At 73.4% G+C, this 25,166-nt stretch carries 21 protein-coding genes and 2 tRNA genes; 12 read left to right on the top strand and 11 right to left on the bottom strand.

Going from position 1 to position 25,166, the window contains the following annotated elements; all coding sequences use genetic code 11:
- Positions 1-130 precede the first annotated feature (130 nt).
- From M8C11_RS21915 to M8C11_RS21905, 3 genes are all read left to right on the top strand, one after another.
- Positions 131-2,968, top strand: coding sequence for an RICIN domain-containing protein (locus M8C11_RS21915; RefSeq protein ID WP_252452571.1), 2,838 nt, complete (start codon positions 131-133; stop codon positions 2,966-2,968).
- Between the two features lie 17 nt (positions 2,969-2,985).
- The gene (locus M8C11_RS21910; RefSeq protein ID WP_252452568.1) at positions 2,986-5,094 is read left to right on the top strand and encodes a ThuA domain-containing protein; all 2,109 of its coding nucleotides are present in this window, start codon (positions 2,986-2,988) and stop codon (positions 5,092-5,094) included.
- 173 nt (positions 5,095-5,267) lie between these two features.
- Positions 5,268-6,275, top strand: coding sequence for a sugar phosphate isomerase/epimerase (locus tag M8C11_RS21905; protein WP_252452566.1), 1,008 nt, complete (start codon positions 5,268-5,270; stop codon positions 6,273-6,275).
- Between the two features lie 130 nt (positions 6,276-6,405).
- On the opposite strand, the gene M8C11_RS21900 is transcribed toward M8C11_RS21905, so the two are convergent.
- Positions 6,406-7,590, bottom strand: coding sequence for an ROK family transcriptional regulator (locus M8C11_RS21900; RefSeq protein ID WP_252452564.1), 1,185 nt, complete (start codon positions 7,588-7,590; stop codon positions 6,406-6,408).
- Between the two features lie 96 nt (positions 7,591-7,686).
- Positions 7,687-8,082, bottom strand: a complete 396-nt coding sequence (locus tag M8C11_RS21895) for a hypothetical protein (protein WP_252452562.1) — start codon at positions 8,080-8,082, stop codon at positions 7,687-7,689.
- Positions 8,083-8,350: 268 nt separating this feature from the next.
- Here M8C11_RS21895 and M8C11_RS21890 point away from each other — a divergent pair.
- The 5 genes from M8C11_RS21890 to M8C11_RS21870 all read left to right on the top strand — a co-directional run bounded on the left by M8C11_RS21890 (position 8,351) and on the right by M8C11_RS21870 (position 12,728).
- A tRNA-Asn gene (locus M8C11_RS21890) sits at positions 8,351-8,423 on the top strand.
- A 175-nt stretch (positions 8,424-8,598) separates the two neighbouring features.
- A complete protein-coding gene (locus M8C11_RS21885; RefSeq protein WP_252452560.1) occupies positions 8,599-10,734 on the top strand; it encodes an MMPL family transporter in 2,136 nt (711 codons plus the stop codon).
- On the top strand, positions 10,727-11,962 hold the full coding sequence (locus tag M8C11_RS21880) for an NAD(P)/FAD-dependent oxidoreductase (RefSeq protein WP_252452558.1): 1,236 nt from the start codon (positions 10,727-10,729) through the stop codon (positions 11,960-11,962). Before M8C11_RS21885 ends, M8C11_RS21880 begins: the two co-directional genes overlap by 8 nt.
- A 120-nt stretch (positions 11,963-12,082) precedes the next feature.
- Positions 12,083-12,159: transfer RNA gene (locus M8C11_RS21875), tRNA-Ile, on the top strand.
- Positions 12,160-12,365: 206 nt separating this feature from the next.
- The gene (locus M8C11_RS21870) at positions 12,366-12,728 is read left to right on the top strand and encodes a hypothetical protein (protein ID WP_252452556.1); all 363 of its coding nucleotides are present in this window, start codon (positions 12,366-12,368) and stop codon (positions 12,726-12,728) included.
- On the opposite strand, the gene M8C11_RS21865 is transcribed toward M8C11_RS21870, so the two are convergent.
- Both M8C11_RS21865 and M8C11_RS21860 read right to left on the bottom strand, forming a co-directional pair.
- Positions 12,725-13,399 carry an HAD family hydrolase gene (locus tag M8C11_RS21865; RefSeq protein ID WP_252452554.1) on the bottom strand — a complete coding sequence of 225 codons (675 nt, stop codon included), beginning with the start codon at positions 13,397-13,399 and terminating at the stop codon, positions 12,725-12,727. The genes M8C11_RS21870 and M8C11_RS21865 overlap by 4 nt on opposite strands.
- Positions 13,400-13,563: 164 nt before the next feature.
- A complete protein-coding gene (locus M8C11_RS21860) occupies positions 13,564-14,355 on the bottom strand; it encodes an aminoglycoside N(3)-acetyltransferase (protein WP_252452552.1) in 792 nt (263 codons plus the stop codon).
- Positions 14,356-14,491: 136 nt separating this feature from the next.
- Between M8C11_RS21860 and M8C11_RS21855 the strand changes: the two genes are divergently transcribed.
- Complete coding sequence (locus tag M8C11_RS21855; protein ID WP_252452550.1) at positions 14,492-14,998, top strand: SigE family RNA polymerase sigma factor; 507 nt, start codon at positions 14,492-14,494, stop codon at positions 14,996-14,998.
- 175 nt (positions 14,999-15,173) lie between these two features.
- Here M8C11_RS21855 and M8C11_RS21850 read toward each other — a convergent pair whose 3' ends face one another.
- Together M8C11_RS21850 and M8C11_RS21845 are read right to left on the bottom strand one after the other, a co-directional pair.
- Positions 15,174-15,443: a hypothetical protein gene (locus M8C11_RS21850; protein WP_252452547.1), complete on the bottom strand. Its 270-nt coding sequence runs from the start codon at positions 15,441-15,443 to the stop codon at positions 15,174-15,176.
- Positions 15,444-15,669: 226 nt separating this feature from the next.
- The gene (locus M8C11_RS21845) at positions 15,670-16,104 is read right to left on the bottom strand and encodes a hypothetical protein (RefSeq protein ID WP_252452544.1); all 435 of its coding nucleotides are present in this window, start codon (positions 16,102-16,104) and stop codon (positions 15,670-15,672) included.
- 64 nt (positions 16,105-16,168) lie between these two features.
- Here M8C11_RS21845 and M8C11_RS21840 point away from each other — a divergent pair, with 64 nt between their 5' ends.
- Complete coding sequence (locus M8C11_RS21840) at positions 16,169-16,753, top strand: GNAT family N-acetyltransferase (RefSeq protein ID WP_252452541.1); 585 nt, start codon at positions 16,169-16,171, stop codon at positions 16,751-16,753.
- Between the two features lie 5 nt (positions 16,754-16,758).
- Here the strand turns inward: M8C11_RS21840 and M8C11_RS21835 are convergent, their stop codons facing one another.
- Positions 16,759-17,946 (bottom strand): aromatic acid exporter family protein, encoded by a 1,188-nt coding sequence (locus M8C11_RS21835; RefSeq protein ID WP_252452538.1) that lies wholly within the window; start codon positions 17,944-17,946, stop codon positions 16,759-16,761.
- 50 nt (positions 17,947-17,996) lie between these two features.
- A complete protein-coding gene (locus M8C11_RS21830) occupies positions 17,997-18,464 on the bottom strand; it encodes an SRPBCC family protein (protein WP_252452535.1) in 468 nt (155 codons plus the stop codon).
- Positions 18,465-18,647: 183 nt separating this feature from the next.
- Here M8C11_RS21830 and M8C11_RS21825 point away from each other — a divergent pair, with 183 nt between their 5' ends.
- Entirely contained in the window at positions 18,648-19,418 is a 771-nt protein-coding gene (locus M8C11_RS21825) for a GNAT family N-acetyltransferase (protein ID WP_252452533.1), read from the top strand.
- Positions 19,419-19,445: 27 nt separating this feature from the next.
- On the opposite strand, the gene M8C11_RS21820 is transcribed toward M8C11_RS21825, so the two are convergent.
- Entirely contained in the window at positions 19,446-20,138 is a 693-nt protein-coding gene (locus tag M8C11_RS21820; protein WP_374668881.1) for a hypothetical protein, read from the bottom strand.
- Between the two features lie 50 nt (positions 20,139-20,188).
- Here M8C11_RS21820 and M8C11_RS21815 point away from each other — a divergent pair, with 50 nt between their 5' ends.
- On the top strand, positions 20,189-23,329 hold the full coding sequence (locus M8C11_RS21815) for a BTAD domain-containing putative transcriptional regulator (protein ID WP_252452531.1): 3,141 nt from the start codon (positions 20,189-20,191) through the stop codon (positions 23,327-23,329).
- A 36-nt stretch (positions 23,330-23,365) separates the two neighbouring features.
- On the opposite strand, the gene M8C11_RS21810 is transcribed toward M8C11_RS21815, so the two are convergent.
- Both M8C11_RS21810 and M8C11_RS21805 read right to left on the bottom strand, forming a co-directional pair.
- On the bottom strand, positions 23,366-24,193 hold the full coding sequence (locus M8C11_RS21810) for an ABC transporter permease (RefSeq protein WP_252452530.1): 828 nt from the start codon (positions 24,191-24,193) through the stop codon (positions 23,366-23,368).
- Positions 24,190-25,146, bottom strand: coding sequence for an ATP-binding cassette domain-containing protein (locus M8C11_RS21805; protein WP_252452528.1), 957 nt, complete (start codon positions 25,144-25,146; stop codon positions 24,190-24,192). Before M8C11_RS21805 ends, M8C11_RS21810 begins: the two co-directional genes overlap by 4 nt.
- Positions 25,147-25,166: the final 20 nt, after the last annotated feature.

Raw genomic sequence — 25,166 nt, 5'->3', positions numbered from 1 at the left:
GACCTCCGGTCCTGGCCGGAGGTCGCGGCCCGCCGACCTCCCGGCGGGCCGGCGCAGCATCCCCCTGCTCGGCATCCGGCGCGACGCGCGCCCGGTCCTGGCTGCGCGCGTCAGGAAGGGACAGCACAGCATGTCCAGCCACCCCCACCACCCCCGTGCCCGGCGACCGATCGCCGCTGCCGCAGCGCTGCTGCTCGCGGCCACCGCCGGCACCGTCACAGTGGCCGCGGCGTCCGTCCCGGCGTCCGCCCACCCGATCCCGGCGAGCGACTTCCAGCAGGTCGAACTCGCCCGCGGTGTCGCCGAGACCGGCGAACCGATGTCGCTCGCGGTGCTGCCCGACCGGTCGGTCCTGCACACCGCCCGCAACGGCACGCTGCGCCGCACCGACGCGGCCGGCGCCACCACGGTCGTCGGCACGCTGCCGGTCTACACCCACGACGAGGAGGGGCTCCAGGGCGTCGGCGTCGACCCCGGGTTCGCCTCCAACCGGCAAATCTACCTCTACTACGCCCCGCCGCTGTCCACCCCGGCCGGGGACGCCCCCGCCACCGGCAGCGACTTCTCCGCCTGGCAGGGCGTCAACCGGCTGTCCCGGTTCACGCTCAACGCCGACTTCACGCTCAACCAGGCCAGCAGGGTCGACGTGCTCGACGTACCGGCCGACCGGGGGCTGTGCTGCCACGTCGGCGGCGACATCGACTTCGACGCCGCCGGCAACCTCTACCTGTCCACCGGCGACGACACCAACCCGTTCGACTCCGCCGGCTACGCGCCGATCGACGAGCGCACCAACCGCAACCCCGGGTACGACGCGCAGCGCAGCGCCGGCAACACCAACGACCTGCGGGGCAAGATCCTGCGGATCAAGGTGAACGCCAACGGCACGTACTCGATCCCGGCCGGCAACCTCTTCGCGCCCGGCACCGCGCGGACCCGCCCGGAGATCTACGCGATGGGCTTCCGCAACCCGTTCCGGATCAGCGTCGACAAGGCCACCGGCGTCGTCTACGTGGGCGACTACGGGCCGGACGCCGGCACCACCACCGCCCGCGGCCCGTCCGGGCAGGTCGAGTTCAACCGGGTCACCGGGCCCGGCAACTACGGCTGGCCGTACTGCACCGGCACCAACACGGCCGCCGAGACGTACGCCGAGTGGGACTTCGCCACCGGCACCGCCGGCCCGAAGTTCAACTGCACCGGCGGGCCGACGAACAACTCGTTCCGCAACACCGGCCTGACCACGCTGCCTGCGGCGAAGCCGTCCTGGATCCGCTACGCCGGTGACGCCGGCAGCCCGCCCGAGTTCGGCGGCGGCTCCGAGTCGCCGATGGGCGGCCCGGTCTACCGGTACGACGCGGCGAACCCGTCCACCACGAAGTTCCCGCAGTCCTTCGACGGGCAGTTCTTCGCCACCGAGTTCGGCCGGGGCTGGATCAAGCCGATCCACGTCAACGCGGACGGCTCACCCGGCACCATCGACAGCTTCCCGTGGACCGGCAAGCAGGTGATGGACTCGGCGTTCGGCCCGGACGGCGCGTACTACGTGCTCGACTACGGCACCGGCTACTTCAACGGCGACGCCAACTCGGCGCTGTACCGATTCGACTACCTGGGCGGCGCCAACCGCGCCCCGGTGGCCCGCGCCGCCGCCGACCGGACCTCCGGCGCCGCGCCGCTCACCGTGGCGTTCTCCTCGGCCGGCTCGTCCGACCCGGAGGGCGGCGCGCTGACGTACGCTTGGACGTTCGGCGACGGCGGCACCTCCACCGCGGCGAACCCGTCGCACACCTACACCGCCAACGGCAGGTACACCGCCACGCTCACCGTCCGCGACCCGCAGGGCGCCACCGGCACCGCCAGCGTGACGGTCACGGTGGGCAACACCGCGCCGACGGTGGTGATCGAGACGCCCGGCAACGGCAAGCTGTTCTCCTTCGGCGACACGGTGCCGTTCCGGATCACCGTCACCGACCCGGAGGACGCCACGATCGACTGCACGAAGGTCAAGATGACCTACGTGCTCGGCCACGACCAGCACGGCCACCAGATCACCTCGGCGACCGGCTGCACCGGCTCGATCGCCGTACCCGTCGACGGTGAGCACGACGACGCGGCGAACATCTTCGCCGTCTTCGACGCCGAGTACACCGACTCCGGCGGCCTCACCACCCACACCCAGCACACGCTCCAGCCCCGGCACCGGCAGGCCGAGCACTTCAGGACGTCGTCCGGGATCAACACGTTCGACAAGGCCACCGCCGAGGGCGGCAAGACCGTCGGCGACATCCAGAACGGCGACTGGATCGCGTTCCAGCCGTACCTGCTGGCCGACGCCACCGGGTTCTCCGCCCGGGTCTCGTCCGCCGGGGCCGGCGGCACGCTTCAGGTGCGGGCCGGCTCGGCCACCGGCACCGTGCTCGGCTCGGCCACCGTCCCGGTCACCGGCGCCTGGGACACGTTCACCACAGTCACCGGCACGATCACCGGTCCGCCGGCCGGCACCACCACGCTCTACCTGACGTTCGCCGGCGGCACCGGGGCGCTCTACGACCTGGACGCGTTCACGCTCACCACGTCGGCCGTCCGCACCGGCCCGGTCAAGGGCCTGGCCGGAAAGTGCCTGGACGTCCGCAACGCCGCCACCGCCGACGGCACCCAGATCCAGCTCTACACCTGCAACGGCACGACGGCGCAGTCGTGGACCGTGACGCCGAACGCCACAGTGAAGGCGCTCGGCAAGTGCCTGGACGTGTCCGGCGGCGCCAGCGCGGACGGCACGAAGATCCAGCTCTACACGTGCAACGGCACCGGGGCGCAGAACTGGTCGGCGCAGGTCGACGGGACGCTGCGCAACCCGCAGTCGGGCAAGTGCCTGGACGTGTCCGGCAACAACTCGGCCGACGGCACGGCGGTGCACCTGTGGACGTGCACCGGCGCGGCGAACCAGCGCTGGACCCTGCCGTGAGGATGAAGGAGAACCCGATGAAACTCGTGCGTACCGCACTGGGGGCGGTGACCGCCGTCCTCGCCACCATCGCCTGCACCGTCCCCGCGAGCCCGGCCGCCGCCGCCGACGCCCCCTACGACGTGCTCGTCTTCTCCAAGACCGCCGGCTTCCGCCACGACTCCATCGCGGTCGGCACACAGGCTGTGCGCGAGCTGGGCGCGGCGAACAACTTCACAGTCACCGCGACCGAGGACGCCGCCCAGTTCACCACCGCCAACCTGGCCCGCTTCGAGGCGGTGATCTTCCTCAACACCACGGGGGACGTCCTCAACGCCAGCCAGCAGTCGGCGTTCGAGGCGTACATCGGCGCCGGCGGCGGGTACGTCGGCGTGCACTCCGCCGCCGACACCGAGTACGACTGGCCGTTCTACGGCAACCTGGTCGGCGCCTGGTTCGCCTCCCACCCGGCCATCCAGCCGGCCGTCGTGAAGGTGGAGGACCGGGCGCACGCGGCCACCGCGCACCTGCCGCAGCGGTGGAACCGCACCGACGAGTGGTACGACTACCGCACCAACGCCCGGTCCACCGCGCACGTGCTGGCCAGCCTGGACGAGTCCACGTACTCCGGTGGCTCGATGGGCGGCGACCACCCGCACGCCTGGTGCAAGACGTACAGCGGCGGCCGGTCCTTCTACACCGGCGGCGGCCACACCCAGGCGTCGTACTCCGACGCGGCGTTCCGTTCGCACCTGCTCGGCGGCATCCGCTACGCGGCCGGGCGCACGAAGGCCGACTGCCGGCCGGAGACCGGCTACACCGCGCTCTACAACGGCGGCACCACCGGCTGGTCGCAGGCCGGGCCGGGCAGCTTCACCAACGCCGACGCCACGCTCACCTCGGTCGGCGGCATGGGCCTCTACTGGTACAGCGCGAAGCAGTTCACCAACTACTCGCTGAAGCTGGACTGGCGGCTGGCCGGTGACGACAACTCCGGCGTGTTCGTCGGCTTCCCGCCGTCGAGCGACCCGAACTCGGCGGTGAACAACGGCTACGAGATCCAGATCGACCCCACCGACGCGGCCGACCGGACCACCGGCGCGATCTACGGTTTCAAGTCCGCCGACCTGGCGGCCCGGGACGCGGCGCTCAACCCGGCGGGGGAGTGGAACACCTACGAGATCCTGGTCGAGGGAGAGCGGCTCCAGGTCTTCCTCAACGGCGTACGCGTCAACGACTTCACCAACACCGACCCGGTGCGGTCACTCGCCGGGCACGTCGGCATCCAGAACCACGGAACCGGCGACGACGCGTCGTTCCGCAACATCCGGATCAAGGAACTCGGCGGCACGCCGCCGCCGACCGGCAACACCACGGTCCAGGCCGAGGCGTTCGGTTCGGCCAGCGGCGTCAGCGCGTACCCCAAGGCCGGCGCCAACGGCGGCCAGACCCTGGGGTACGTGGACCCGGGCGACTGGGCCGCGTACCCGGGGCTGGACCTGACCGGTGTGACGTCGCTGCGCGCCCGGGTGGTCTCCGGTGGGCCGGGCGGCACGCTCCAGGTGCGGACCGGCTCGCCGACCGGCCCGGTGCTCGGCCAGGTGGCGGTGCCGAACACCGGTGGCTGGACCACGTTCGCCGATGTGAGCACCGCGCTCACCGGCGTGCCGTCCGGTACGCAGACGGTGCACCTGACGTTCACCGGCAGCGGCTCCGGGCTGTTCGACGTCGACGACTTCACGCTGGTCCGCTCGACCGGCACCGGCGGTACGGGCCCGGTCAAGGGCCTGGCCGGCAAGTGCCTGGACGTGCGCAGCGGATCGTCGGCGGACGGAACCCAGATCCAGCTCTACACCTGCAACGGCTCGACGGCGCAGTCGTGGACGGTGACGCCGAACGGGCCGGTGAAGGCGCTCGGCAAGTGCCTGGACGTGTCCGGCGGCGGTAGCGCGGACGGCACGAAGATCCAGCTCTACACGTGTAACGGCACGGGCGCGCAGAACTGGTCGGCGCAGGCCGACGGGACGGTACGCAACCCGCAGTCGGGCAAGTGCCTGGACGTGTCCGGCAACAACTCGGCCGACGGCACGGCGGTGCACCTGTGGACGTGCACCGGCGCGGCGAACCAGCGCTGGACCCTGCCCTGACGGAGGCCATAGAGTGGAGGCGGCGACCGCGAGGTGGCCGGTGACCCGGCGGGAGGCGCAACCCGCCCGGGAGCAGACGCTCCGGCGTCCACCGGTTCCCACGCGCCGCCGCCTCCGGTCGTCCTCGCCCCGGTCCGCGACGGAATCCCCCATCACCACAGGGGAGAAGGACAATGGCGCGACCCATCACGCTCTTCACCGGCCAGTGGGCCGATCTGCCGTTCGACGAGGTCTGCCGGCTCGCCGCCGAGTGGGGCTACGACGGGCTGGAGATCGCCTGCTGGGGCGACCACTTCGAGGTGGACAAGGCGCTCGCCGACGACTCGTACGTGGAGCGCAAGCGGGCCACCCTCGCCAAGCACAACCTCCAGGTGTTCGCCGTCTCCAACCACCTGGTCGGGCAGGCCGTCTGCGACCACCCGATCGACGAGCGGCACCAGGACATCCTGCCGGCCCGGATCTGGGGCGACGGCGAGCCGGAGGGCGTGCGGCAGCGGGCCGCCGAGGAGATCAAGGACACCGCGCGGGCGGCGGCGAAGCTCGGCGTGAACACCGTCGTCGGCTTCACCGGCTCGTCCATCTGGCACACGGTGGCGATGTTCCCGCCGGTGCCGCCGGCCATGATCGAGCGCGGCTACCAGGACTTCGCCGACCGGTGGAACCCGATCCTGGACGTGTTCGACGAGGTGGGTGTGCGGTTCGCGCACGAGGTGCACCCCAGCGAGATCGCCTACGACTACTGGACCACGAAGCGCACGCTGGAGGCGATCGGGCACCGGGAGGCGTTCGGGCTCAACTGGGATCCGTCGCACTTCGTCTGGCAGGAGCTGGACCCGGTGAACTTCATCTTCGACTTCGCCGACCGGATCTACCACGTGGACTGCAAGGACGCGAAGGTCCGTACCGGGGACGGGCGGCGCGGCCGGCTCTCCTCCCACCTGCCCTGGGCCGACATGCGGCGCGGCTGGGACTTCGTCTCCACCGGTCACGGCGACGTGCCGTGGGAGGACTGCTTCCGGGCGCTCAACGCGATCGGCTACGACGGCCCGATCTCGGTCGAGTGGGAGGACGCCGGCATGGACCGCCTGGTCGGCGCGCCGGAGGCGCTCCAGTTCGTCCGCCGCCTGGCGTTCGACGCCCCGTCGGCGGCCTTCGACGCCGCCTTCAGCACCCGAGACTGACCCACCCCCGCCCTGCCCTCCCCGCCCCCGCGATCTTGCAATTGCGGCCCTCCCAAAACGGGTGTAACCGACATCCCGTGGGCCGCAAGTGCAAGATCGGCGGCGCGGAGGGCGGGGGAGGGGGCGAGGGCTAGCGGGCGGCGTAGGTCTGGGTGCTGACCAGGTGGGCCGCGCCGATCAGGCCCGCGGTGTCGCCCAGGTCGGACAGGACGATCGGCATGCTGCCGGTCGCCAGCGGCGTGGAGCGCCGGTAGACCACGCCCCGGATCTCGGCGAGCAGGACCGGCCCGATCCCGGCCGGCGCGCCGCCGATGATCACGATGGCCGGGTTGACGAAGCTGACCAGCCCGACCAGCACCCGCCCGAGCCGGCGGGCGGCGTCGCGCACGAGCGTCTGCGCCGCCGGGTCGCCCTCGGTGGCCGCCGCGGCCACGTCGGCCACCGACAGCGTCCCGGCCGCGGCCAGCCGGTCCGCCAGCGCTGTCGAGCGCCCGGCCCGCGCGGCGGTCACCGCCTCCCGCACCAGTGCGACATCCCCGCAGTACGCCTCGACGCACCCGTTGTTGCCGCAGCCGCACAGCGGCCCGTCCTCGGTGAGCTGGAAATGGCCGATGTCGCCGGCCCCGCTGGCCGCGCCCCGGTACAGCGCGCCGGCGAGCACCAGCCCGCAGCCGATCGCCTCGCCCAGCTTGACGTAGAGGAAGTCGTCGAACGGACGGCCGGTGCCGGCGTGCCGTTCGCCGAGGGCCATCGCGTTGGCGTCGTTGTCCACCTGCACCGGGCAGCCCAGCTCCGCGGCGAGCGTGTCGCGTACCGGGAAGCGGTGCCAGCCGGGCAGGGCCGGCGCGGAGACCGGCGAGCCGTCGCGGACCTCGACCGGCGCGGGCAGCGCGACGCCGACGCCGGTGAGCGACGTCAGTCCCGCCTCGACGCGCAGCTTGCCGAGCAGTTCGACGATGCGCCCGACCACCACGTCCGGGCCGAGCCGGACGTCCACCGGCTCGTCGTGCCGGGCGAGCGGGTTCAGTTCGCCGTCGGTGAGCGCGACCCGCAGGAGACCGTCGCCGACGAGCACCGCGCCGAACCGGACCTGCGCGCCGACGCGCAACAGCGACGACCGGCGGCCACCCCGCGACGCGGCCGGCCCGGCGCTCTCCACCAGGCCGAGCGTGGTCAGCCGGTCCACCTCGGCGGCGAACCGGGCCCGGGGCAGGCCGAGGAGGTCGGCCAGCTCGACCCGGGAGCGTGGGCCGTCGTCGCGCAGCAGGCGCAGCAGCCGCGCCTGATCCGCCGTCTCCGGTCCGACCATCGGCATGTGGTCACCTCCCCACCGAGAATGTGCCACATCCGTGCCCGCGCACACGGGAGCGGGCCGGTCACCCGGAGGTGACCGGCCCGCTGTCCGCTTGCGTCAGAGCGTGTTGCCGGTGGACGGCTTGCTGCTCGTGCCGGTCGTGGTCGACCCGGTGGAGCTGGTCGAGCCGGTCGAGCCCGTGCCGTTGGCGCTGCGGCTGCCGACCGCGGCCGGCGTACCGGCGAACGGCTTGTCGGCGTCGGTCATGCCCTGCTTGCCGCCGTTGCCGGTGGCGAGCTTCTCACCGATCTTGGTCTGCCCCAGCTTGTCCTTGCCCTCCGAGTAGAGCCGGTTCGCCTGGGCCTGCGCGACCCCGGCCGCCTCCTGGACGGTCGGGTGGTCGAGCACCTTGCGCCCGCGGACCACCAGCTCCTCGTACTTCTCCCGGCCGGCACGGGCGCCCAGGACGAATCCCGCAGCCAGCCCGCCAAGAAACATGATCTTTCCGCGCATGGCGGCTCCTTCCGTACCTGACGCTCTCGCCGGTCTCCGCCAGCTCGGCGGAATGACCGTCTCGCGCCTGCGTTCTCTGTCGACGGCTAACTACCCATCCTGCTCTCCGCTCATGCCTCCCTGTGCCGAGATGACGATTTGTCCGTAATCCTGGCGCGTCCGCCGGTCCGGTCCTCCTCCGGTAACCCCCTGGCGCACCACCCCCCGATGTCCTGTACTCTTGTCCCCGTCGCACGGAGCGGAGAGATCCGAACCGGGCGGTGCACGGTCCCCTGTAGCTCAATTGGCAGAGCAGCCGGCTGTTAACCGGCAGGTTATTGGTTCGAGTCCAATCGGGGGAGCTTCGCTCCACGTCACGCCCGTCGGCATCGCCGGCGGGCGTTCGTCGTTCCCGCGCCCCTGCGACGCCCGGCTGCCCGGTTTCCACCCGCGAGTCCTCGTTCGCCCGGCAGGATGGTCGGCGTCGACTTAGACTCCCGCTGCGTCGATTGATGCGTCGATTCGAGGACGGTGGAGATGGCCGCAGGACGCAGCCGCTGGACCGCGACGCTGATCGCGGTGGCGGTGGTGCTCGGCTGGCTGATCGTCGGCGGCATCGCCGGCCCCTACTCCGGCAAGCTCGGCGAGGTCTCCACCAACGACAACGCCTCCTTCCTGCCGGCCGACGCCGAGGCCACCCGGGCGCAGGACCTGGCCGCCGGATTCGTCGACCGGGAGACCACCCCGGCACTCGTGGTCTACGAACGGCCCGGCGGCCTCACCCCGGCCGACCAGCAGCGGATCCAGGCCGACGCGGCCCGCTTCGCCGAGGTGCCGGGCGTGGTCGGCCCGCTCCCGCCACCGGTCGTCAGCCAGGACAAGCAGGCCGCCCAGGTGATCGTGCCGATCGACAGCGCCGAGGGCGAACAGATCCGGTCCGTGGTGGAACGCCTGCGCGACATCGCCGGCCCGGACCGCGACGGGCTCACCGTCGACGTGGCCGGACCGGCCGGGCTGCTCGGCGACCTGATCGAGGTGTTCAGCGCGATCGACGGGCCGCTGCTGCTGGTCACGCTCACAGTGGTGCTGGTCATCCTGCTCGTCGTCTACCGCAGCCCGGTCCTCTGGATCTTCCCGCTGCTGGCCGCCGGGATGTCGTACTCGCTCGCCGCCGTCTTCGTCTACCTGCTCGCCGACCACGACATCGTCAAGCTCAACGGGCAGGCACAGGGCATCCTCACCGTGCTCGTCTTCGGCGCCGGCACCGACTACGCGCTGCTGCTCATCGCCCGCTACCGGGAGGAACTGCACCGGCACGAGCGCCCCTGGGACGCGATGCGGACCGCCTGGAAGGGCGCCGCCCCCGCCATCGTCGCCTCCGGCGCCACGGTCATCGTCAGCCTGCTCTGCCTGCTGCTGTCCAGCCTCAACTCCAACCGCGCGCTCGGCCCGGTCAGCGCCGTCGGCATCGCCGCCACGCTGCTGGTGATGCTCACGTTCCTGCCCGCGCTGCTGGTCCTCGGCGGCCGCTGGGCGTTCTGGCCCCGGCGACCCCGGTACGACCAGGCCGACCCGCGTACCGAGCACGGCATCTGGGGGCGGATCGCCGGCTTCGTGGCGCGCCGCGCGCGTACCGTCTGGGTCGTCACCGCCGTGGTGCTCGCCGCCCTCGCGATCGGGGTGACCCAGCTCGGCGCCACCACGCTCGGCCAGTCCCAGCTGTTCACCCAGCGCACCGACTCGGTCGCCGGGCAGGAGGTCATCGACAGGCACTTCGCGGCCGGCACCGGCAGCCCCGCCACCATCTTCACCACCCAGGCCACCGCCCGGCAGGTCGCCCAGGTGGCGCAGGGCGTGCCGGGCGTCGCCTCGGTGCTGCCGCTCGGCCAGCGGGGCGAGAACGCGCCGCCCGACCCGGACGCGCCCCCCAAGGTGGTCGACGGGCGGGTCCAGCTCGACGTCACGCTCGCCGACCCGCCGGACAGCAACGGCGCCGAGCGGACCATCCGCGACCTGCGCGAGGCGGTGCACCGGGTACCCGGCGCCGACGCGGTGGTCGGCGGCTTCACCGCGATCAACGTGGACACCGCCGACGCCTCGGTACGCGACCGCGACGTCATCATCCCGGTGGTGCTGCTGGTCATCGCGGTCATCCTGGCCCTGCTGCTGCGCGCCCTCGTCGCACCGGTGCTGCTGATCGCCACCGTGGTGCTGTCGTTCCTGGCCACGCTGGGCCTGTGCGCGCTGCTGTTCCGGTACGTCTTCGACTTCCCCGGGGTCGACCAGTCCTTCCCGCTGTTCGCGTTCGTGTTCCTGGTCGCGCTCGGCATCGACTACAACATCTTCCTGATGAGCCGGGTCCGCGAGGAGTCGGTCCGCCGCGGCACCCGCGCCGGTGTGCTCGCCGGACTGGCCGTCACCGGCGGCGTCATCACCTCCGCCGGCATCGTGCTCGCCGCCACGTTCTCCGCGCTCGCCGTCCTGCCGCTCGTGGTGCTCGTCGAGCTGGGCGTGGCGGTCGCCGTCGGCGTACTGCTCGACACCGTCGTGGTCCGCTCGTTGCTGGTGCCCGCGCTCGCGTACGACATCGGGCCGAAGGTCTGGTGGCCGGGCCGGTTGTCGCGGTCGCACCGCGAGGGCGACCGGGCCGGGGCGGGGGTGGACCGTGGCTGACACGGACGTGGTGGTCGTCGGCGGCGGCCTGGCCGGTCTCGCCGCCGCCCGGCGGCTGCACCGCGCGGGCGTGCCGTGGCGGCTGCTGGAGGCGGGCGACCGGCTCGGCGGGCGGGTCGCCACCGACCGCGTCGACGGGTTCCTGCTCGACCGGGGCTTCCAGGTGCTCAACACCGCGTACCCGCGGCTCACCGGCCTGGTCGACGTCGGCACTCTCACGATGGGCTGGTTCACCTCCGGCGTGCTGGTCCGTCGTGGCGACCGGCTGGAACGCCTGGTCAACCCGCTGCGCGAACCCACCGGAGCGCCCGGCACGCTCACCTCGGCCATCGGGTCGCTGACCGACCGGTTGCGGTTCGCCGCGCTCGCCGCCGGCTACGCCACGGTGCCGGTCGGGCGGCTGCTGGACACGCCCGAGACCAGCGCCGAGAAGGCGCTGCGCCGGGCCGGCCTCTCCGACGCGATCATCGAGGAACTGCTCCGGCCGTTCCTGTCCGGCGTGCTGCTCGACCGCGAGCTGGCCACCTCCAGCCACGTGCTCGCGGTCGTCATGCGCTCCTTCGCCCGCGGCCGGATCGGCCTGCCGGCCGACGGGATGCAGGCGCTGCCGAGGGCGCTCGCCGCGCCCCTGCCCGCCGAGCTGATCGAGCTGAACACCCCGGTCACCGAGGTCGCGCCCGGCCGGATCCGCACCCCGTCCGGCGAGATCACCTGCCGCGCCGTCGTGGTCGCTGTCGACCCGCCCGCGGCGGCCACGCTGCTGCCGGGGCTGCCGAGGGTACGCATGCACGCGTACACCACCTACTACCACCGCACCGACACGGCGCCGCTGGACGAGCCGATCCTGCTGCTCGACGGCGACCGGCGCGAACTCGTCGCCAACACGGTGGTGGTGAGCCGGGCCGCGCCCACGTACGCGCCGGACGGCGAACACCTGATCGCCACCTCGGTGGTCGGCCCGCAGGCCCCACCCGAACCGGTGATCCGGCGCGAACTGGACCGACTCTACGGCCGCCCCACCGCCGACTGGACCCACCTCACCACAGTCGCCGTGCCGGACGCGCTACCCGCCGCACCGCCGCCACAGGGCCGGCTGCGCAAACCGGTGGCGCTCGGCGACGGCCTGTACGTGGCCGGCGACCACCGCGACAGCCCGTCCATCCAGGGCGCGCTCGCCAGCGGGTGGCGAGCGGTCGGCGCGGTCCTCGCGGAGTTGCGGCGCGGGTGAGCCATCGGCGGGTAGCGCGTTGTTATCCTCGCGTTGCCCATCGTGCTGTCGCGGCCGTGTTTCCGCCCGGTAGGTGGTGGTCCGCGCAACGATCGGCGGGTTACGATCCGGCGCGGTCACGGGGCGGTAGCTCAGCCGGTTAGAGCAGGGGACTCATAATCCCTCGGTCGCGGGTTCGAACCCCGCCCGCCCCACCAATTGTTTTCCCTGGTCGGCCCTGCTGCCGGCGGTCGGGGGTCGATCGCCCCGAGGTCTGGTCCGATGCTCGACCAGGAAGCGGGGGAGCGGCACCGACCGGCGTTGGTGCGTCTTTTTCTGATCCCAAGGCCGCAGGTTCGACTCCTGGCCAGGCACACAGGTACTTCCCTTCGGACATCAAGGGCGGTTGATACACTCCGCGCCCATGGAGAAGCGCTACGCCGTAGCCGTCCTGGCCCTCGCAACGCTTCTCGCCGGCTGCACCAGCGATGCGTCACAGGACGAGCAGATGGAGTACCTACGCACGATGGCTCAGCGTGGGGCCGAGCTGCATGCCGTGGAGAAGAGCCGGCCATCGGGATCCCCCGGCGACGCGGAAGAGTGCTCCGACTCCTACGAGAATATCTACGGTGGACTCAACGGCCACGACGCGCCCCACGTCGGGAACCACGACGAAAAAGTCGCCTTGGTGAAGGAAGGCCGGCGTCTGTTCATGGAGAGCTGTATGAGCGGCACGCCGTCGTCGGCACAAGGAGCTTCACGTGAGCCCCGGCGACAGAACTCCTAGGACGGAAGCTGGGCAAGCCTGAGCACGTGTTCGAAGCCGCGTTTCTGCGCGGGCGAATCCACCATCGGCAGGATCAGCGCTGGTATGCCGGCGGAAACCGATCCGCCGTCGCCGGCGGGATGATCACCGACCATCAGGGTCTGGCCCGGTGTGGCATGGAGGGCTCCGAGGGCGGCGCCCCAGATGCGAGGGTCCGGTTTGACGAAGCCGACCTCGTAGGACAATACGAACGCATCGACGTGGCCGTCGAGTCCGTGCCGCGCGAAGCATTTGCGGATGTCCCAGCCGACGTTGCTGACGACGCCGATGCGAACACCGCTGTCGCGCAATGCGGACAGGGTGGCGACGGTGTCGGCGTACGGCTCGATCGCTTCGGCGTGGGTTTCGTGCAAGACCGATGCCAGCGCCCGGTCCACCCCAGGAATCTGTTCCAGCACGGCGCGGATCGCCCGATCCCAGACTCGCGGATCCAGATCTCGGGCGATGTGGGCCGGATCCGTGGCCGTCTCCCGCAACAGTTCCGCGAAGTCGCCGGCAATGCGGTGCGGCTCGCCGGCAGCCAATGTCCGGTCGATCGATGCCGCCGCGTTGCCCACCCAGCGCTCCGAGTCCCTGGCGAACAGAGTCCAGGCGAAGTCGAACAGTACCGTCGTCACGGGCTCGGCGGTCATCGCATCACCCTAGATCAATACGATGAGTTCTGTGGGCCGCGGCCCGTCGTTCCCGGTGCCTTCGCAATGTTGATCATGGAGTAATGGCACCTCACAAAAGCCGCGTGCGGGACATCCGAGGCGCCACAACTCCAAGATCGGCGCAAAGCCCGCCGCAGGCGCGGTCAACGCGCGCGGTTCGCGGCCATCCAGGCGGTGGCGAAGTCGACCAGCGCACGCTGGGACATCAGCCGGGCCGTCGCGCCGCCCACCCGGCCGGTCGTCGTGGCGCCTGTCGCCTCGAAGTCGGCGCCCAGCCAGTGGAAGTCGTCCTCGTCGGTGACGACATCGGTCCACGTGGTCCACCGGGACGTCCCGTCCGGCAGCCGTACCGCCGAGCCCGTCACCGCCCGCGGCGGCGAAGCCTGCCGCCATTCCGCCAGGTGCAGCGAGGTGTTGGAGCTGTGGTCGCAGCCGAGCAGCAGCACCTTGCCGTCGAGCCGGTACACCGCGCCCAGCGGGGAGTGTTCGCCCAGCGCGTCGTCGAGGCGGTGGCCCTCGACGATGTCGGCGGCGTGCGCGCCGAGCGCGGCGAAGGACACCTGCGGGTGGTCGCTGCGGCGGGCGCCCGGCCAGGTGCGTACCGACTCGGCGATCGCGCCCATCCACCGGCTCGGCGTGCGGGCCGGGTCGAAGCCGGGCGTCTGTTCGCGGATGACTGGCCACCACGCCTCGGGTACGGGCGGATGCCGCCACCCGGCCGGGTCCGTGTTGTCCGGCGTGTGCGTCGGCACGACGAGGGTGCCCTCCGGGCTGAGTGCGTCGAGCAGTGCCCGGACCACCGCCTCGGTGCCACCGGCGACGAACCCGAGGCTCCGGTACGACGAGTGCAGCAGCAGGACGTCACCCGGGACGATGCCGAGCGTGCGCAGGTCGTACGCGAGCGAGCTGACGGTGTGCGGTGCGGCCTGGTCCACGCGGCGCAGTGTAGGCGGGGCCGAGCCTGCACCGGGGACGGTGCCTGCGCCCGCGGAAACCGATTCGCCGATCTCGGGATAGCGGCGGGGTCCCCGCGCGTCTGTCACTGGTGAACGAGGAGACGAGGGTGGTGCGGTGGACGAGGACGAGCGGGCGGTGCTGGCCGAGTTCGTGGCGAGCCGTGCGCCGGCGCTGATACGGGTCGCCTACCTGCTCACCGGTGATCGAAGCAGCGCCGAGGATCTGTTCCAGTCGGCGCTGTCGAAGATCATTCCGAAGTGGCGGAGCCTTCGGCACGCCGACCCGGAGGGCTACCTGCGTGCCGTCATGTACCGGGAGCAGGTGAGCTGGTGGCGGCGGTTGCGTCGTTGTCGGGAGTCACCGGTCGGCGTGCACGAGCCGGTGGTGGCCGACCCGGCCGGCGGTACGGATCTGCGGCTGGCGTTGCGGGCGGCGCTGTGGCAACTGCCACCGGCGCAGCGCACCGTCGTGGTCCTGCGCTACTACGAGGACCTGCCGGAGGCCCAGGTCGCCGAACTGCTGGGCTGCTCGGTCGGCACGGTGCGCAGCCGGACCCACCGCGCGGTCACCCGACTGCGTCAGATCCTGCCGGACAGCGAGCTTCTGGAGATGCAGCGGTGAGTGATCCGTTCGAAGGCCTGCTCCGCTCCACCCTCACCGACATAGCCGAGGAGGCACCGACTGTGCGGGACTCATTGACCAGGGCGGAACGGCGTGCGCGCAGCCGTCGACGCAACACGGTGGCGGCAGGCGCGGCGGGCATCCTGGCGGTGCTCGTGATCGGGGCGCCGTTCGCCTACGCCAGCCGGGGCGACGACGCGGTGATCTCGCCGCAGCCGGGCACGAGCGTCCCCCAGCCGGACCGGAGCGAGCCCGTTCCGGCCCCGCCGGGCGTGGCGTCGCCCGTGCCGATCAGCCCGGAGGACCCGACCAGGCCGGACAGTGCGGTTCCGGCACCGCCGGGCGTGGCGTCGCCGGTCCCGGCGGCACCGGGTATGCCGTCGCCCGTTCCGGCCCGGCCGGGCGTGGCGTCGCCTGTCCCGGCCGACCCGGCGGACCCGAGCATGCCGGCCAGTCCGGTCCCGGCTCCGCAGGACACGCGGTCGGACGACCCCGCCGGCCCGCCGCCGAGTCCCGTCAGGCGCTGATCGACGCGCACCGGCCCCCCCGAGCCGGTGCGAGGGCTGGGCCCGCCCCGACTGTGGTGGGTCCGGCCCGTCCGCGCATGTCGCGGCCGGCCCATCGGGTACGCGCAGCCGAGCCGGCCGAGCGGGAGCCCGGCGAGGACCGCGTCACTCCCACGGCGGGGGATGCCGGTTCAGGTAGTCGCGGGCGCGGGGGAGCGGATCACCCCAGTACTGGTGTGGCATGCGGTGATGCTGGACCTGGCAGAACGTGGCCAGGTCGTCGACGATCGCGATCCGGTCCAGTGGACGCCTTTCGAACTCCCGGTTGGCGGCGAGCAGGTCCGCCTCCGGGTTCCACCCGGCGTGGTCGAACGTCCAGCCCGCCCAGGTCGCGTACACGTGGAAGACCTGGCTCTGGCCCGCGAACCGCAGCCCCGCGAGGCCGATCGGCCGGTCCGGGTAGGTGTCCCGGCACACCCAGGCCAGGATGTGGCAGGCCCCGGCGGCGAAGAACGGCTGGTCGGCGCGCTCCCAGGCGAGTCGCTGGTCGGCCCGTTCCCGTGGCGTACGCCGGAAGACGCCCGCCGCGGTCACCGCCATGGCTCGCACACTAGCGACACCAGGTCACTTGACACCAAGGGCGGATGGCGATGGAGAGTCGGGCATGAGCTTTCCGCTGTCGACGCCATCCGCCGTTCCCGCCGGCACGCTCACCACCGGTCCGCAACCCACGCTGTCCACGGCCGACGGCCTGTTCCTGCGCCCCTGGGAGGACGGGGACGCACCGGCTGTGCTGGCCGCGTACCAGGATCCGGAGATCCGCCGCTGGCACACCCGCCGGCCCGCGTCGCCGGAGCAGGTCCTCCAGTGGTTCGCCCACTCCCGTCGATCGTGGCAGGAGGAGATGGGCGCGAGCTGGGCGGTGACGCGCGACGGCGCGGTGGTGGGCCGCATGGCGTTGGGCGGCTTCAACCTCGACGACGGCGAGGCCGGGTGCGCGTACTGGGTGGTTCCGGCCGCCCGCGGCACGGGAGTGGCCTCCGGGGCGTTGCGGGCGCTGAGCGCGTGGGCACTCGGCGAGGGCCGGCTGCACCGGCTCTGGCTGGACCACTCCACCCGCAACGTCGCGTCGTGCCGGGTGGCGGTCAAGGCCGGGTTCCGGCTGGAGGGCACCAAACGCAGCGCGGCCGTGCACGACGACGGGCGGCACGACATGCACCTGCACGCCCGCGTCCGTGGGGACGACTGACCGGGTCACGACTGCGCGGCTGCCACCTCCCGGATGCGCCGCAGCGCCTCCTCCCGGTCCATCCCGGTCGCCTGGAGGACGTCGCTCGCGGCGGTCCGGACCTGCCCCACGATCACCGTGCCGGACAGCCCGGTCCCGGCCAGCTCCGCGCGCGTCGCCGCCGCCACCGCGCGCAGCGCGTGGCGGCGGGCGTCCTCCGGGCCCTGGTCCGCGAGAACCTCCTCCTGTACGGCGTGCACCGCCGCGCCGAGCGCCTCCACGGCGTCCGGCAGGCTCTCCGGGATCGGCTCCCCGTCCTCGATCAGCACGACTGCCCGCCGCGCCAGTACGCGGGTGTTCCAGACCGCCTGGTCCACGTCCGGCGCGCCGAGCTGGTAGTGCCGGACCGAACGCCGCCTCGGCCAGCGCGCCGGGGCGAGGTCGACCGTCTCCTTCGCGCCGCCGAAGACGTCCCAGAACCGGCCCAGGTCCGCGCCGATCGCCTGCGACCGGCTCAACGCCTGGTCGGCCAGGTCGTGGTCACGTCGCCGCAGCGCGGCAGCGGTCGCCGCGAGCTGGCCGGCGAGCTGCCGCAGCGTCGGCGCTGCCACCCGCCGCACGACCCGCAGCGGGTTGATCGGCACCAGCAGCAACGTCACCACCAGTCCCACGCCGCCGCCGATCAGCGCGTCGACGAAGCGGGGGAACTCCAGCGTGTGCCGGGAGGAGGAGAGCGCGCCGAGCAGCACCGCCGTACCGCTGGCGTTGCCCACGATCCCGCCCCGCGTACTCAATGCCAGCGCGACCAGCACGGACGCCGCGACGATCACGCCGGTCTGCCACACGCCGGCGCCGACGGCCCCGATCAGCAGGTCCGACACGATGATGCCGAGCGTCACCCCGGCGAGCAGTTCGACGGTGTTGGAGAGGCGCCGTCCGAACGACGAGGTGATCACCGCGACCGCGGCGGCCGGGGCGAAGATCGGGCTCGGCATCCCGGTGAGCCAGCGCGCGACGGCCCAGGCCAGCGCCGCCGCCAGCCCGGCCTGCACGGCGAGTACCGACTTGATCCGCAGCTGTTGCATCCGGTCCCGCCCGGCGGCCCGGCCGCGCTCGTTCACGCGCTCCCACGCCTCGTCGAACCGTTCCGCGTCCAGGCCGGCGCGCCGCGACGACCCCCGCCGGCCGCCGCGACCCTCCCGCTGCCCGGTCACCGCCGGCGGCTACCCGCAAAACCCGCCGCCAATCCCGGCGTCCGTCGTGGTCAGCCGCCCGATTCGAGGTACGCGGCCAGGTGCGCCAGCGAGGACGCGATGCCCTCCTCGTGCACCGCCTGGTCGATTCCCGGCGGCACGCCGGTGGCGGTGACCGTCACCTCGGTGCCGTCGCCGGCCGCCGCGAGGTGCCAGGTCATGGTCATGGTGCCCGCGTACGCCGGGTCGTCGGCCTGGAACACGGCGGTCTGCACGACCCGGTGCGCCGGTACGAGTTCGGCGAACCCGACGTCGACCACGTCGGTGGCGTCCGACGTCTTGCCGGGGTTGCCGGTCGGGTCGAGATAGGTGAGCACCATCCGGAACCCGCCACCCGGGCGCGGATCCCACCGCTCGATCCGCCCGCGCATCCCGTCCGGCGGCAACCACGCCTCCAGGGCGCCCCGGTCCACGAGCGCGTCATAGACGGCCGCCGGAGTGGCGCCGATCGTCCGCCCGCCCCGATCGATCCTGCTCACCCCCCAACCCTAGGCCCGCGCCCTCCCCGCCGCGGGTGCACTCGTCGATCTTGGAGTTGTGGCAGTGGACGAATGCCACCGAGGAGGGCGATCCGGGCGCCACAAGTCCAAGATCGGCGGGAGGCGGCACCGGGGCGCGGCACCGGGGCGCGGCACCGGGGCGCGGCCGGTACGCTGCCGCGAATGCCGGTACGCCCGCACCCCGACGCCCCTGACGACTCGCTGCTGCTCGGTGACGACGGCGTCCCGCTGGCCCGGATGCGGCTGCGGGACGACGACGGCACGGCGGTCGCGTCCGGCGTCCGGCCGCTGCCCGAGGCGCCGCTCACCCGGCTCGTCGCGCAGGTGCGGCGCGACCTGGCCGGGCACCGGCTCGAGACGGCGGACGAGGCGCTGGCGGCGGCACTGGTGGCCGACGGGCTGGAGCTGAGCCGGGCCGCCACGGACATGCGGCACGACCTGATCGACGTGCCCGAACCGGTGGCGCTGCCGGACGGCTGGTCGCTCGGCGCACCCGGCTGGGACGACGACCTCGCCGCAGGGCTGGACGCGGCCTACGGCCCGGACCACCCGGACGGCCGCTGGCAGCCGAGCGACACCGACGAGGTACGGGCCATGTTCGACACCGGCGAGCCGGTTCCGCCCCTGGTGCCCGCCTCGGCCCGGCTGGTCGACCCGGACGGCCGCAGCGCCGGGCACGTGCTGTGCGCCGGGCCGGTGCCGTGGACCGACGACGACTGCGTCTGGATCCTGAATCTGGGCGTCGCGCCCCGCGCACAGCGCCGCGGGTTCGGCCGGGCGCTGCTCGTCCACGCGTTGCGCGGCGGGCGCGAGGCGGGCCTGCCGTCCGTCGGCCTGTCGGTGGTCGACGGCAACCCGGCCCGCCGCATGTACGACGCCGCCGGCTTCCGCGTCCTCACCCGGGTGCTCACGGTCCGCATCCCCGACGCGTAGCCGTCCGATCGTCGACTCGGTGAACCTTCAGGCGCCGGTGAGCAGGAGGCGGTGCTCGGACCAGAGCCAGCGCAGGTAGTCGCGCAGCCGTTCCGGGGTGGCGATCCAACCCTGAGCGGGATAGCGGAGCAGCCGGCTGACCTCACCGGCCACCAGGTCGTACCCGGCCACGCCGGTCTCCGGCACCGGGGCGTCCGGTGCGACAGCCACGGGCAGCGGGACCATCGGGATCCGCAGGCCGGCGTCGTCGCAGGCCCGCAGCACGGTGAGGTAGACCCGGACCAGGTGGTACGGCGAGACAACGACCGCGACGCTGCCGACGCCCAGCGCCCGCACCTGCTCCACGATCCACGCGGCCTGCCGTCCGGTGCCGGTGACCGGCTCGGCCTGGAGCACGACTCCGTCGGTCCGGCGCAGCCCGAGCCCGCGCAACCGGTCCAGCGTGAGCGGGCGGTAGGTCCGTTCGGCCGAATCGGTGTTCGCCACCAGCAGGTGCCGCAGTGCCGGGCCGGTCTCCCAGGCGCGGATCGCCTCGGTGAGGCGCCAGTCCTCGCCCTGGCCGGTGGGCACCACGAGCGCGTCCACCCGCTCGGCGGCGCGGTGGGGGAGCGTGAGGACCATCGTGACCGCCTCCAGCACCGCCAGGAGCCGGTCGGCGGGGACGTCCGCGAACGCCTCGGCCGGCACGAGCCGTGGCAGCGGGCGGGACACACTCGTCACGCCCGCGATCTTGCCACCTTCGGGTCGACGGGGGATGAGAGAGTGGCACGGTGCGGGTGGGGATCCTCGGGCCGCTTGAGGTCCGCGACGGCGACCGGCTCGTCGACGTCGCCGGGGCGCGGCTGCGGGCCCTGCTGATCCGCCTCGCCCTGGACCCGGGCCGGCCGGTGAGCGTACCCGCGCTGGCCGAGGCGCTCTGGGGCGACGAGCCGCCGACCGACACCGCCAACGCCGTGCAGACGCTCGTGTCCCGGCTGCGCCGGGCGGTGCCCGGGCTCGGCGTACGCAGCAGCCCGGCCGGCTACCGGCTCGACCTCGACCCGGACGACGTCGACGCCGGGCGGTTCGAGCGGCTGGCCCGGCAGGGGCGGGCGGCGCTGCGCGACGGGGACGCGGCGACGGCGCGGACGGCGTTGCGCGACGCGCTCGCGCTGTGGCGAGGGCCGGCGCTGGCCGAGGTCGCCGACGCGCCGTACGCGGCGGCAGCGGTGGCGCGGCTGGTGGAGCTGCGGCTCACCGCGCAGGAGGACCGGATCGAGGCGGAGCTGCGGACCGGGCGGCCCGAGCTGGTCGTCGCCGAGCTGGGGGAGCTGACCGCCGCGCATCCGCTGCGGGAGCGGCTGGCCGAACTGCACCTGCGCACGCTCGCCGCGGCCGGGCGGCCCGCCGAGGCGCTCGCCGCGTACGAGCGGATCCGGCAGCGGCTCGCCGACGAGCTGGGCGTGGACCCGTCGCCGCAGCTGCGGGCCGCGCACCTGGAACTGCTGCGCGGCGAGGCGGTCCCGCAGCAGCCGGCGCCCGCGCGGCGGGGCAACCTGCGGTCGGCGCTCACCACGTTCGTCGGGCGCGACGAGGACCTGGCCCGGCTCACCGGGCTGCTCGCCGGCAATCGGCTGGTGACCCTGCTCGGGCCGGGCGGAGCGGGCAAGACACGGCTGGCGAGCGTCGCGGCGGGCCGGCTGGCGGACGGCGTACCCGGCGGGGCCTGGCTGGTCGAGCTGGCGCCGATCACCGATCCGGCGGACGTGCCCCGGGCCGTGCTCGACACGCTCGGCCGCCGGGACCGGACGCTGGAACCGGTACGCCCACCGGCCCGCGACACGCTAGGCCGCCTGGTGGAGACGATCGCCACCGACGAGACGCTGATCGTGCTGGACAACTGCGAACACGTCGTCGAGGCGGCCGCCCGGCTTGCCGAGGAACTGCTCGGGCACTGCCCGGGACTGCGCGTCCTGGCCACCTCCCGGGAGCCGCTGGGCATCGTCGGTGAGGTGCTGGAGCCCGTACCGCCGTTGCGCCTGCCACCGGCGGACGCGACGCCGGGCGACGCGCTCGCGTACCCGTCGGTGCAGTTGCTGCGCGACCGGGCCGCGGCCGTGCGGGCCGGGTTCGCGGTGACCGGCGACAACGTGGCGGCCGTGGTGGAGATCTGCCGGCGGCTCGACGGCCTGCCGCTGGCCATCGAACTCGCCGCGGCGCGGCTGCGGACGCTGTCGCCGCGGCAGGTCGCGGCCGGGCTGGACGACCGGTTCCGGCTGCTGACCGGCGGCAGCCGCACCGCGCTGCCCCGGCACCGGACGCTGCGGGCGGTGGTGGACTGGAGCTGGGGGCTGCTCACCGACGACGAGCGACGGCTCGCGGAACGGCTCGCGGTCTTCCCGGCGTCGGTCACCGCCGACTCGGCGGCCGGCGTCGCCGGCCCGGCCGCCGCCGCGCTGCTCGACGCGCTCGTCGACAAGTCGCTGCTCCAGGTGGTCGGCGACGGGCGGTTCCGGATGCTGGAGACCATCCGGGAGTACGGGTTGGAACGGCTCGCCGCCGCCGGAGCGGTGGCCGGTGCGCGGGCCGCGCACGCGGCGTACTTCCGGGAGCTGGTCCGGACCGCGGAGCCGCACCTGCGGACCGCCGGTCAACTGCCGTGGCTGCGGCTGCTGGAGGCGGAACGGGAGAACGTCGTCGGCGCGCTGCACTACGCCTGCGACGCCGGTGACGCCGACACCGCGCTGCGGATCGGCGCGGGGCTCGCGTTGCCGCTGGTGATCTGGGGCGACGACGGCGGCATCGGCGGTGACGTGCTGGCCCGGGCGCTGGCGCTGCCCGGCCCGGCCCCGGCGGAGGAGCGGGCGGTGGTGCTCGCCATCCGGATCGGTTCGGAGCTGGCACGCGGCGAGCAGGGGCCGACGCCGGAGCAGATCGCCGAGCTGACCACGACCCTGCGAACGGCCGAGGGGACCAAGCACCCGATCGTGGGGCTGCTCGCACCGATGCTGTCGATCTTCGGCGACGACACGGCGGCCGGGATCGCGGCGATCGACCGGGCGCGCGGGCACCCCGACCCGTGGACCGACGGCACGCTGCTGGGGATACGCGGCAAGTTCAAGGAGAACGACGGCGACGCCGAGGGCATGCTCCGCGACCTGACCGACGCCGCCGCGGAGCTGCGCGCGGTCGGCGAGCGGATGAGCCTGTCGCACGTGCTCAGCGAGTACGCGGACGCGCTCACCAAACGCGGCGACTTCGACGCGGCGACCGCGGCACTGGAGGAGTCGGTGCGGCTGGCCCGGGAACTCAACCCGGCCTCCGAGCCGGGCTTCCAGCTCATCTGGCTCGCCGCCATCCGCGCCCGCGCCGGTGACGTGGCCGGCGCCAAGGCCGAACTGCGCCGGTTCGTGACCGGCCGGGACGGCGGGGACGGCGCGTTCGGGCTGATGATGCTCGGCAGCATCGCCCGCTCCGACGGCTCGCTGGACGAAGCCGACGAGTGTCTCGCCGAGGCGATGCGCCGCCAGGCCGATACGCCGCTTGTCGCCCCGCAGTTCCGCGGCCTGCTGCTGGCCGAGATGGGCCACCTGGCGCTGGCCCGCGATGACCTGGCGGGTGCGCGCCGGCACCTCGACGAGGCGACCACGCGGGCCCTCGCCGCCCGGGACATGCCGGTGATCGCGATCGTCACTGTCGGCTGGGTGGCGCTGGCGGCGGCGGAGGGCCGGTACGAGCGGGCCGCCGAACTGCTCGGCGTCTCCGACTCGCTGCGCGGCCGGCCGGACCGGTCCAACCCGGACGCGCAGCGGCTCGCCGAGCGGCTGCGCGCCGAGCTGGGCGAGGAGGGCTACGCCGCCGCGTACGGCCGGGGTAACGGCCTGAGCCGGGCCGACGCCCTCGCGTTCGTGGGCGGCGACCCGGCTCGGTGATCGTCGTGCCGCGCGGTCAGGTGCGGCGCGGGCGGGTCAGGCGCGGCGGCGGTAGGCGCGGACCGCGAGCGGCGCGAAGACCGCGATGATCGCCACGGTCCAGAGCAGCGACCGCGTCACCGGCCCGGCCACCGGGCCGCCGACCATCAGGCCCCGGCCCGCCTCCATCACGTCGGCCACCGGGTTGACCCCCACCCACCACTGCAACCAGCCGGGCAGCGTGTCCGTCGGCACCATCATGTTGGTGCCGAAGGTCAGCGGGAACAGCAGCAGGAACGCCGTGCCCTGCACCGCGCCCGGGCTGCGCATCAGCACCCCGAGCAGGACGCCGATCCAGCTCACCGCGAACGCGAACGCGATGGTCAGCAGGCAGGCGGCGAGCGCGGACAGCGGGTCGGTGCCGATCCGGAAGCCGAGCGCGTACCCGAATCCCAGCAGCACCACGATGGAGACCACGAACCGGACCAGGTCGCCGACCACCGAGCCGACGAGCGGCGCGGACCGGGCGATCGGCAGGCTGCGGAACCTGTCGAAGACGCCCTTCTCGACGTCGGTGTTGAGGCTGACGCCTGTCGCGATGGATGCGAACAGCACGGTCTGCACCATGATCGCGGGCAGCAGGAACTGGAGGTACTCGTGCTGCGAGCCGGCGACCGCGCCGCCGAGCAGGTAGACGAAGATCAGCACGAAGACGATCGGCTGGAGCGTGACGTCCAGCAGTTGCTCCGGGGTCCGGATCGTCTTGATCAGGCTGCGCCCGGCGAGCGCGAGACTGTGCCGGGCCATGCCGAACGGGCGGCCGGCGGCGTGGGCGGTGCCGGCCCGGGACGGCGTCGCCGCCGCCGTACGAGTGGTCGTGGTCATGCCGCCACCTCCGTGGTCTCCTCGGCGCCGTGGCCGGTCAACGTGAAGAACACCTCGTCGAGGCTGGGCAGCCGCAGCGCCAGCTCCACCACCCCGATGCCGGCGTCGTCGAGCCGGCGGACCACAGTGGTGAACGTGGCGTCGCTGTCCACCGGCACGGTGAGCAGGCCCGGCCGGGGCAGCTCCGGATCCGCCCCGGTGCTGGCACGCAGGATCTCGGCGACCGCGCCGATCCGGCCCGGATCGGTCGGCCGGACCACGATCGTCTGACTGCCGGCGATCCGCTTCAGCTCGCCGGGCGTACCGTGCGCGATCACGCGGCCGTGGTCGATCACCGAGATCTCGTCGGCGAGCGCGTCGGCCTCGTCCAGGTACTGCGTGGTCAGCAGCACCGTCGACCCGTCGTCGACCAGGGAGCGGACCACGCCCCACATCTCCTCCCGCTTGGCCGGGTCCAGGCCGGTCGTCGGCTCGTCCAGGTAGATCACCTCCGGCCGACCGACCAGGCTCGCGGCCAGGTCGAGGCGGCGGCGCATGCCACCGGAGTACGTCTTGGCCGGGCGCCCGGCCGCGTCGGTCAGGCCGAACCAGGCGAGCAGCTCCGCCGCCCGCGCCCGCGCCTCGCGGCGGTTCAGGTCGAGCAGCCGGCCGATCAGCACCAGGTTCTGCGTGCCGGTCAGGTCCTCGTCGACCGAGGCGTACTGGCCGGTCAGCCCGATCAGCCGCCGTACCTGGGCGGCGTCGGTGACCACGTCGTGGCCGCCGACGGTGGCGCGCCCCTCGTCCGGGCGCAACAGTGTGGCGAGGATCCGCACCGCTGTGGTCTTGCCGGCGCCGTTGGGCCCCAGCACCCCCAGCACGGTCCCCCGGCGTGCGGCGAGGTCGATCCCGGCCAGCGCGGTCGTCGTACCGAACCGCTTGACCAGGCCCTCTGCCTCGAATGCGTAACTCATGACGCCGACGATGGCCGGGG

It is taken from the genome of Micromonospora sp. CPM1, from assembly GCF_023896895.1.
In the GTDB taxonomy this organism is placed as follows: Bacteria; Actinomycetota; Actinomycetes; order Mycobacteriales; family Micromonosporaceae; genus Micromonospora; species Micromonospora tulbaghiae.
The sequence above is the reverse complement of the archived record's forward strand: the minus strand, read 5'-3'. Positions and strand labels throughout refer to the sequence as shown.

Excerpts from the sequence above, each read along its gene's own strand:
- M8C11_RS21840 (WP_252452541.1), top strand. The coding sequence starts at position 16,169 with ATGAGCTTTCCGCTGTCGACGCCATCCGCCGTTCCCGCCGGCACGCTC.
- M8C11_RS21870 (WP_252452556.1), top strand. The coding sequence starts at position 12,366 with ATGGAGAAGCGCTACGCCGTAGCCGTCCTGGCCCTCGCAACGCTTCTC.
- M8C11_RS21905 (WP_252452566.1), top strand. The coding sequence starts at position 5,268 with ATGGCGCGACCCATCACGCTCTTCACCGGCCAGTGGGCCGATCTGCCG.
- M8C11_RS21915 (WP_252452571.1), top strand. The coding sequence starts at position 131 with ATGTCCAGCCACCCCCACCACCCCCGTGCCCGGCGACCGATCGCCGCT.
- M8C11_RS21885 (WP_252452560.1), top strand. The coding sequence starts at position 8,599 with ATGGCCGCAGGACGCAGCCGCTGGACCGCGACGCTGATCGCGGTGGCG.
- M8C11_RS21805 (WP_252452528.1), bottom strand. The coding sequence starts at position 25,146 with ATGAGTTACGCATTCGAGGCAGAGGGCCTGGTCAAGCGGTTCGGTACG.
- M8C11_RS21865 (WP_252452554.1), bottom strand. The coding sequence starts at position 13,399 with ATGACCGCCGAGCCCGTGACGACGGTACTGTTCGACTTCGCCTGGACT.
- M8C11_RS21910 (WP_252452568.1), top strand. The coding sequence starts at position 2,986 with ATGAAACTCGTGCGTACCGCACTGGGGGCGGTGACCGCCGTCCTCGCC.
- M8C11_RS21845 (WP_252452544.1), bottom strand. The coding sequence starts at position 16,104 with ATGGCGGTGACCGCGGCGGGCGTCTTCCGGCGTACGCCACGGGAACGG.
- M8C11_RS21810 (WP_252452530.1), bottom strand. The coding sequence starts at position 24,193 with ATGACCACGACCACTCGTACGGCGGCGGCGACGCCGTCCCGGGCCGGC.
- M8C11_RS21825 (WP_252452533.1), top strand. The coding sequence starts at position 18,648 with ATGCCGGTACGCCCGCACCCCGACGCCCCTGACGACTCGCTGCTGCTC.
- M8C11_RS21895 (WP_252452562.1), bottom strand. The coding sequence starts at position 8,082 with ATGCGCGGAAAGATCATGTTTCTTGGCGGGCTGGCTGCGGGATTCGTC.
- M8C11_RS21850 (WP_252452547.1), bottom strand. The coding sequence starts at position 15,443 with ATGCTCGGGTCCGCCGGGTCGGCCGGGACAGGCGACGCCACGCCCGGC.
- M8C11_RS21900 (WP_252452564.1), bottom strand. The coding sequence starts at position 7,590 with ATGCCGATGGTCGGACCGGAGACGGCGGATCAGGCGCGGCTGCTGCGC.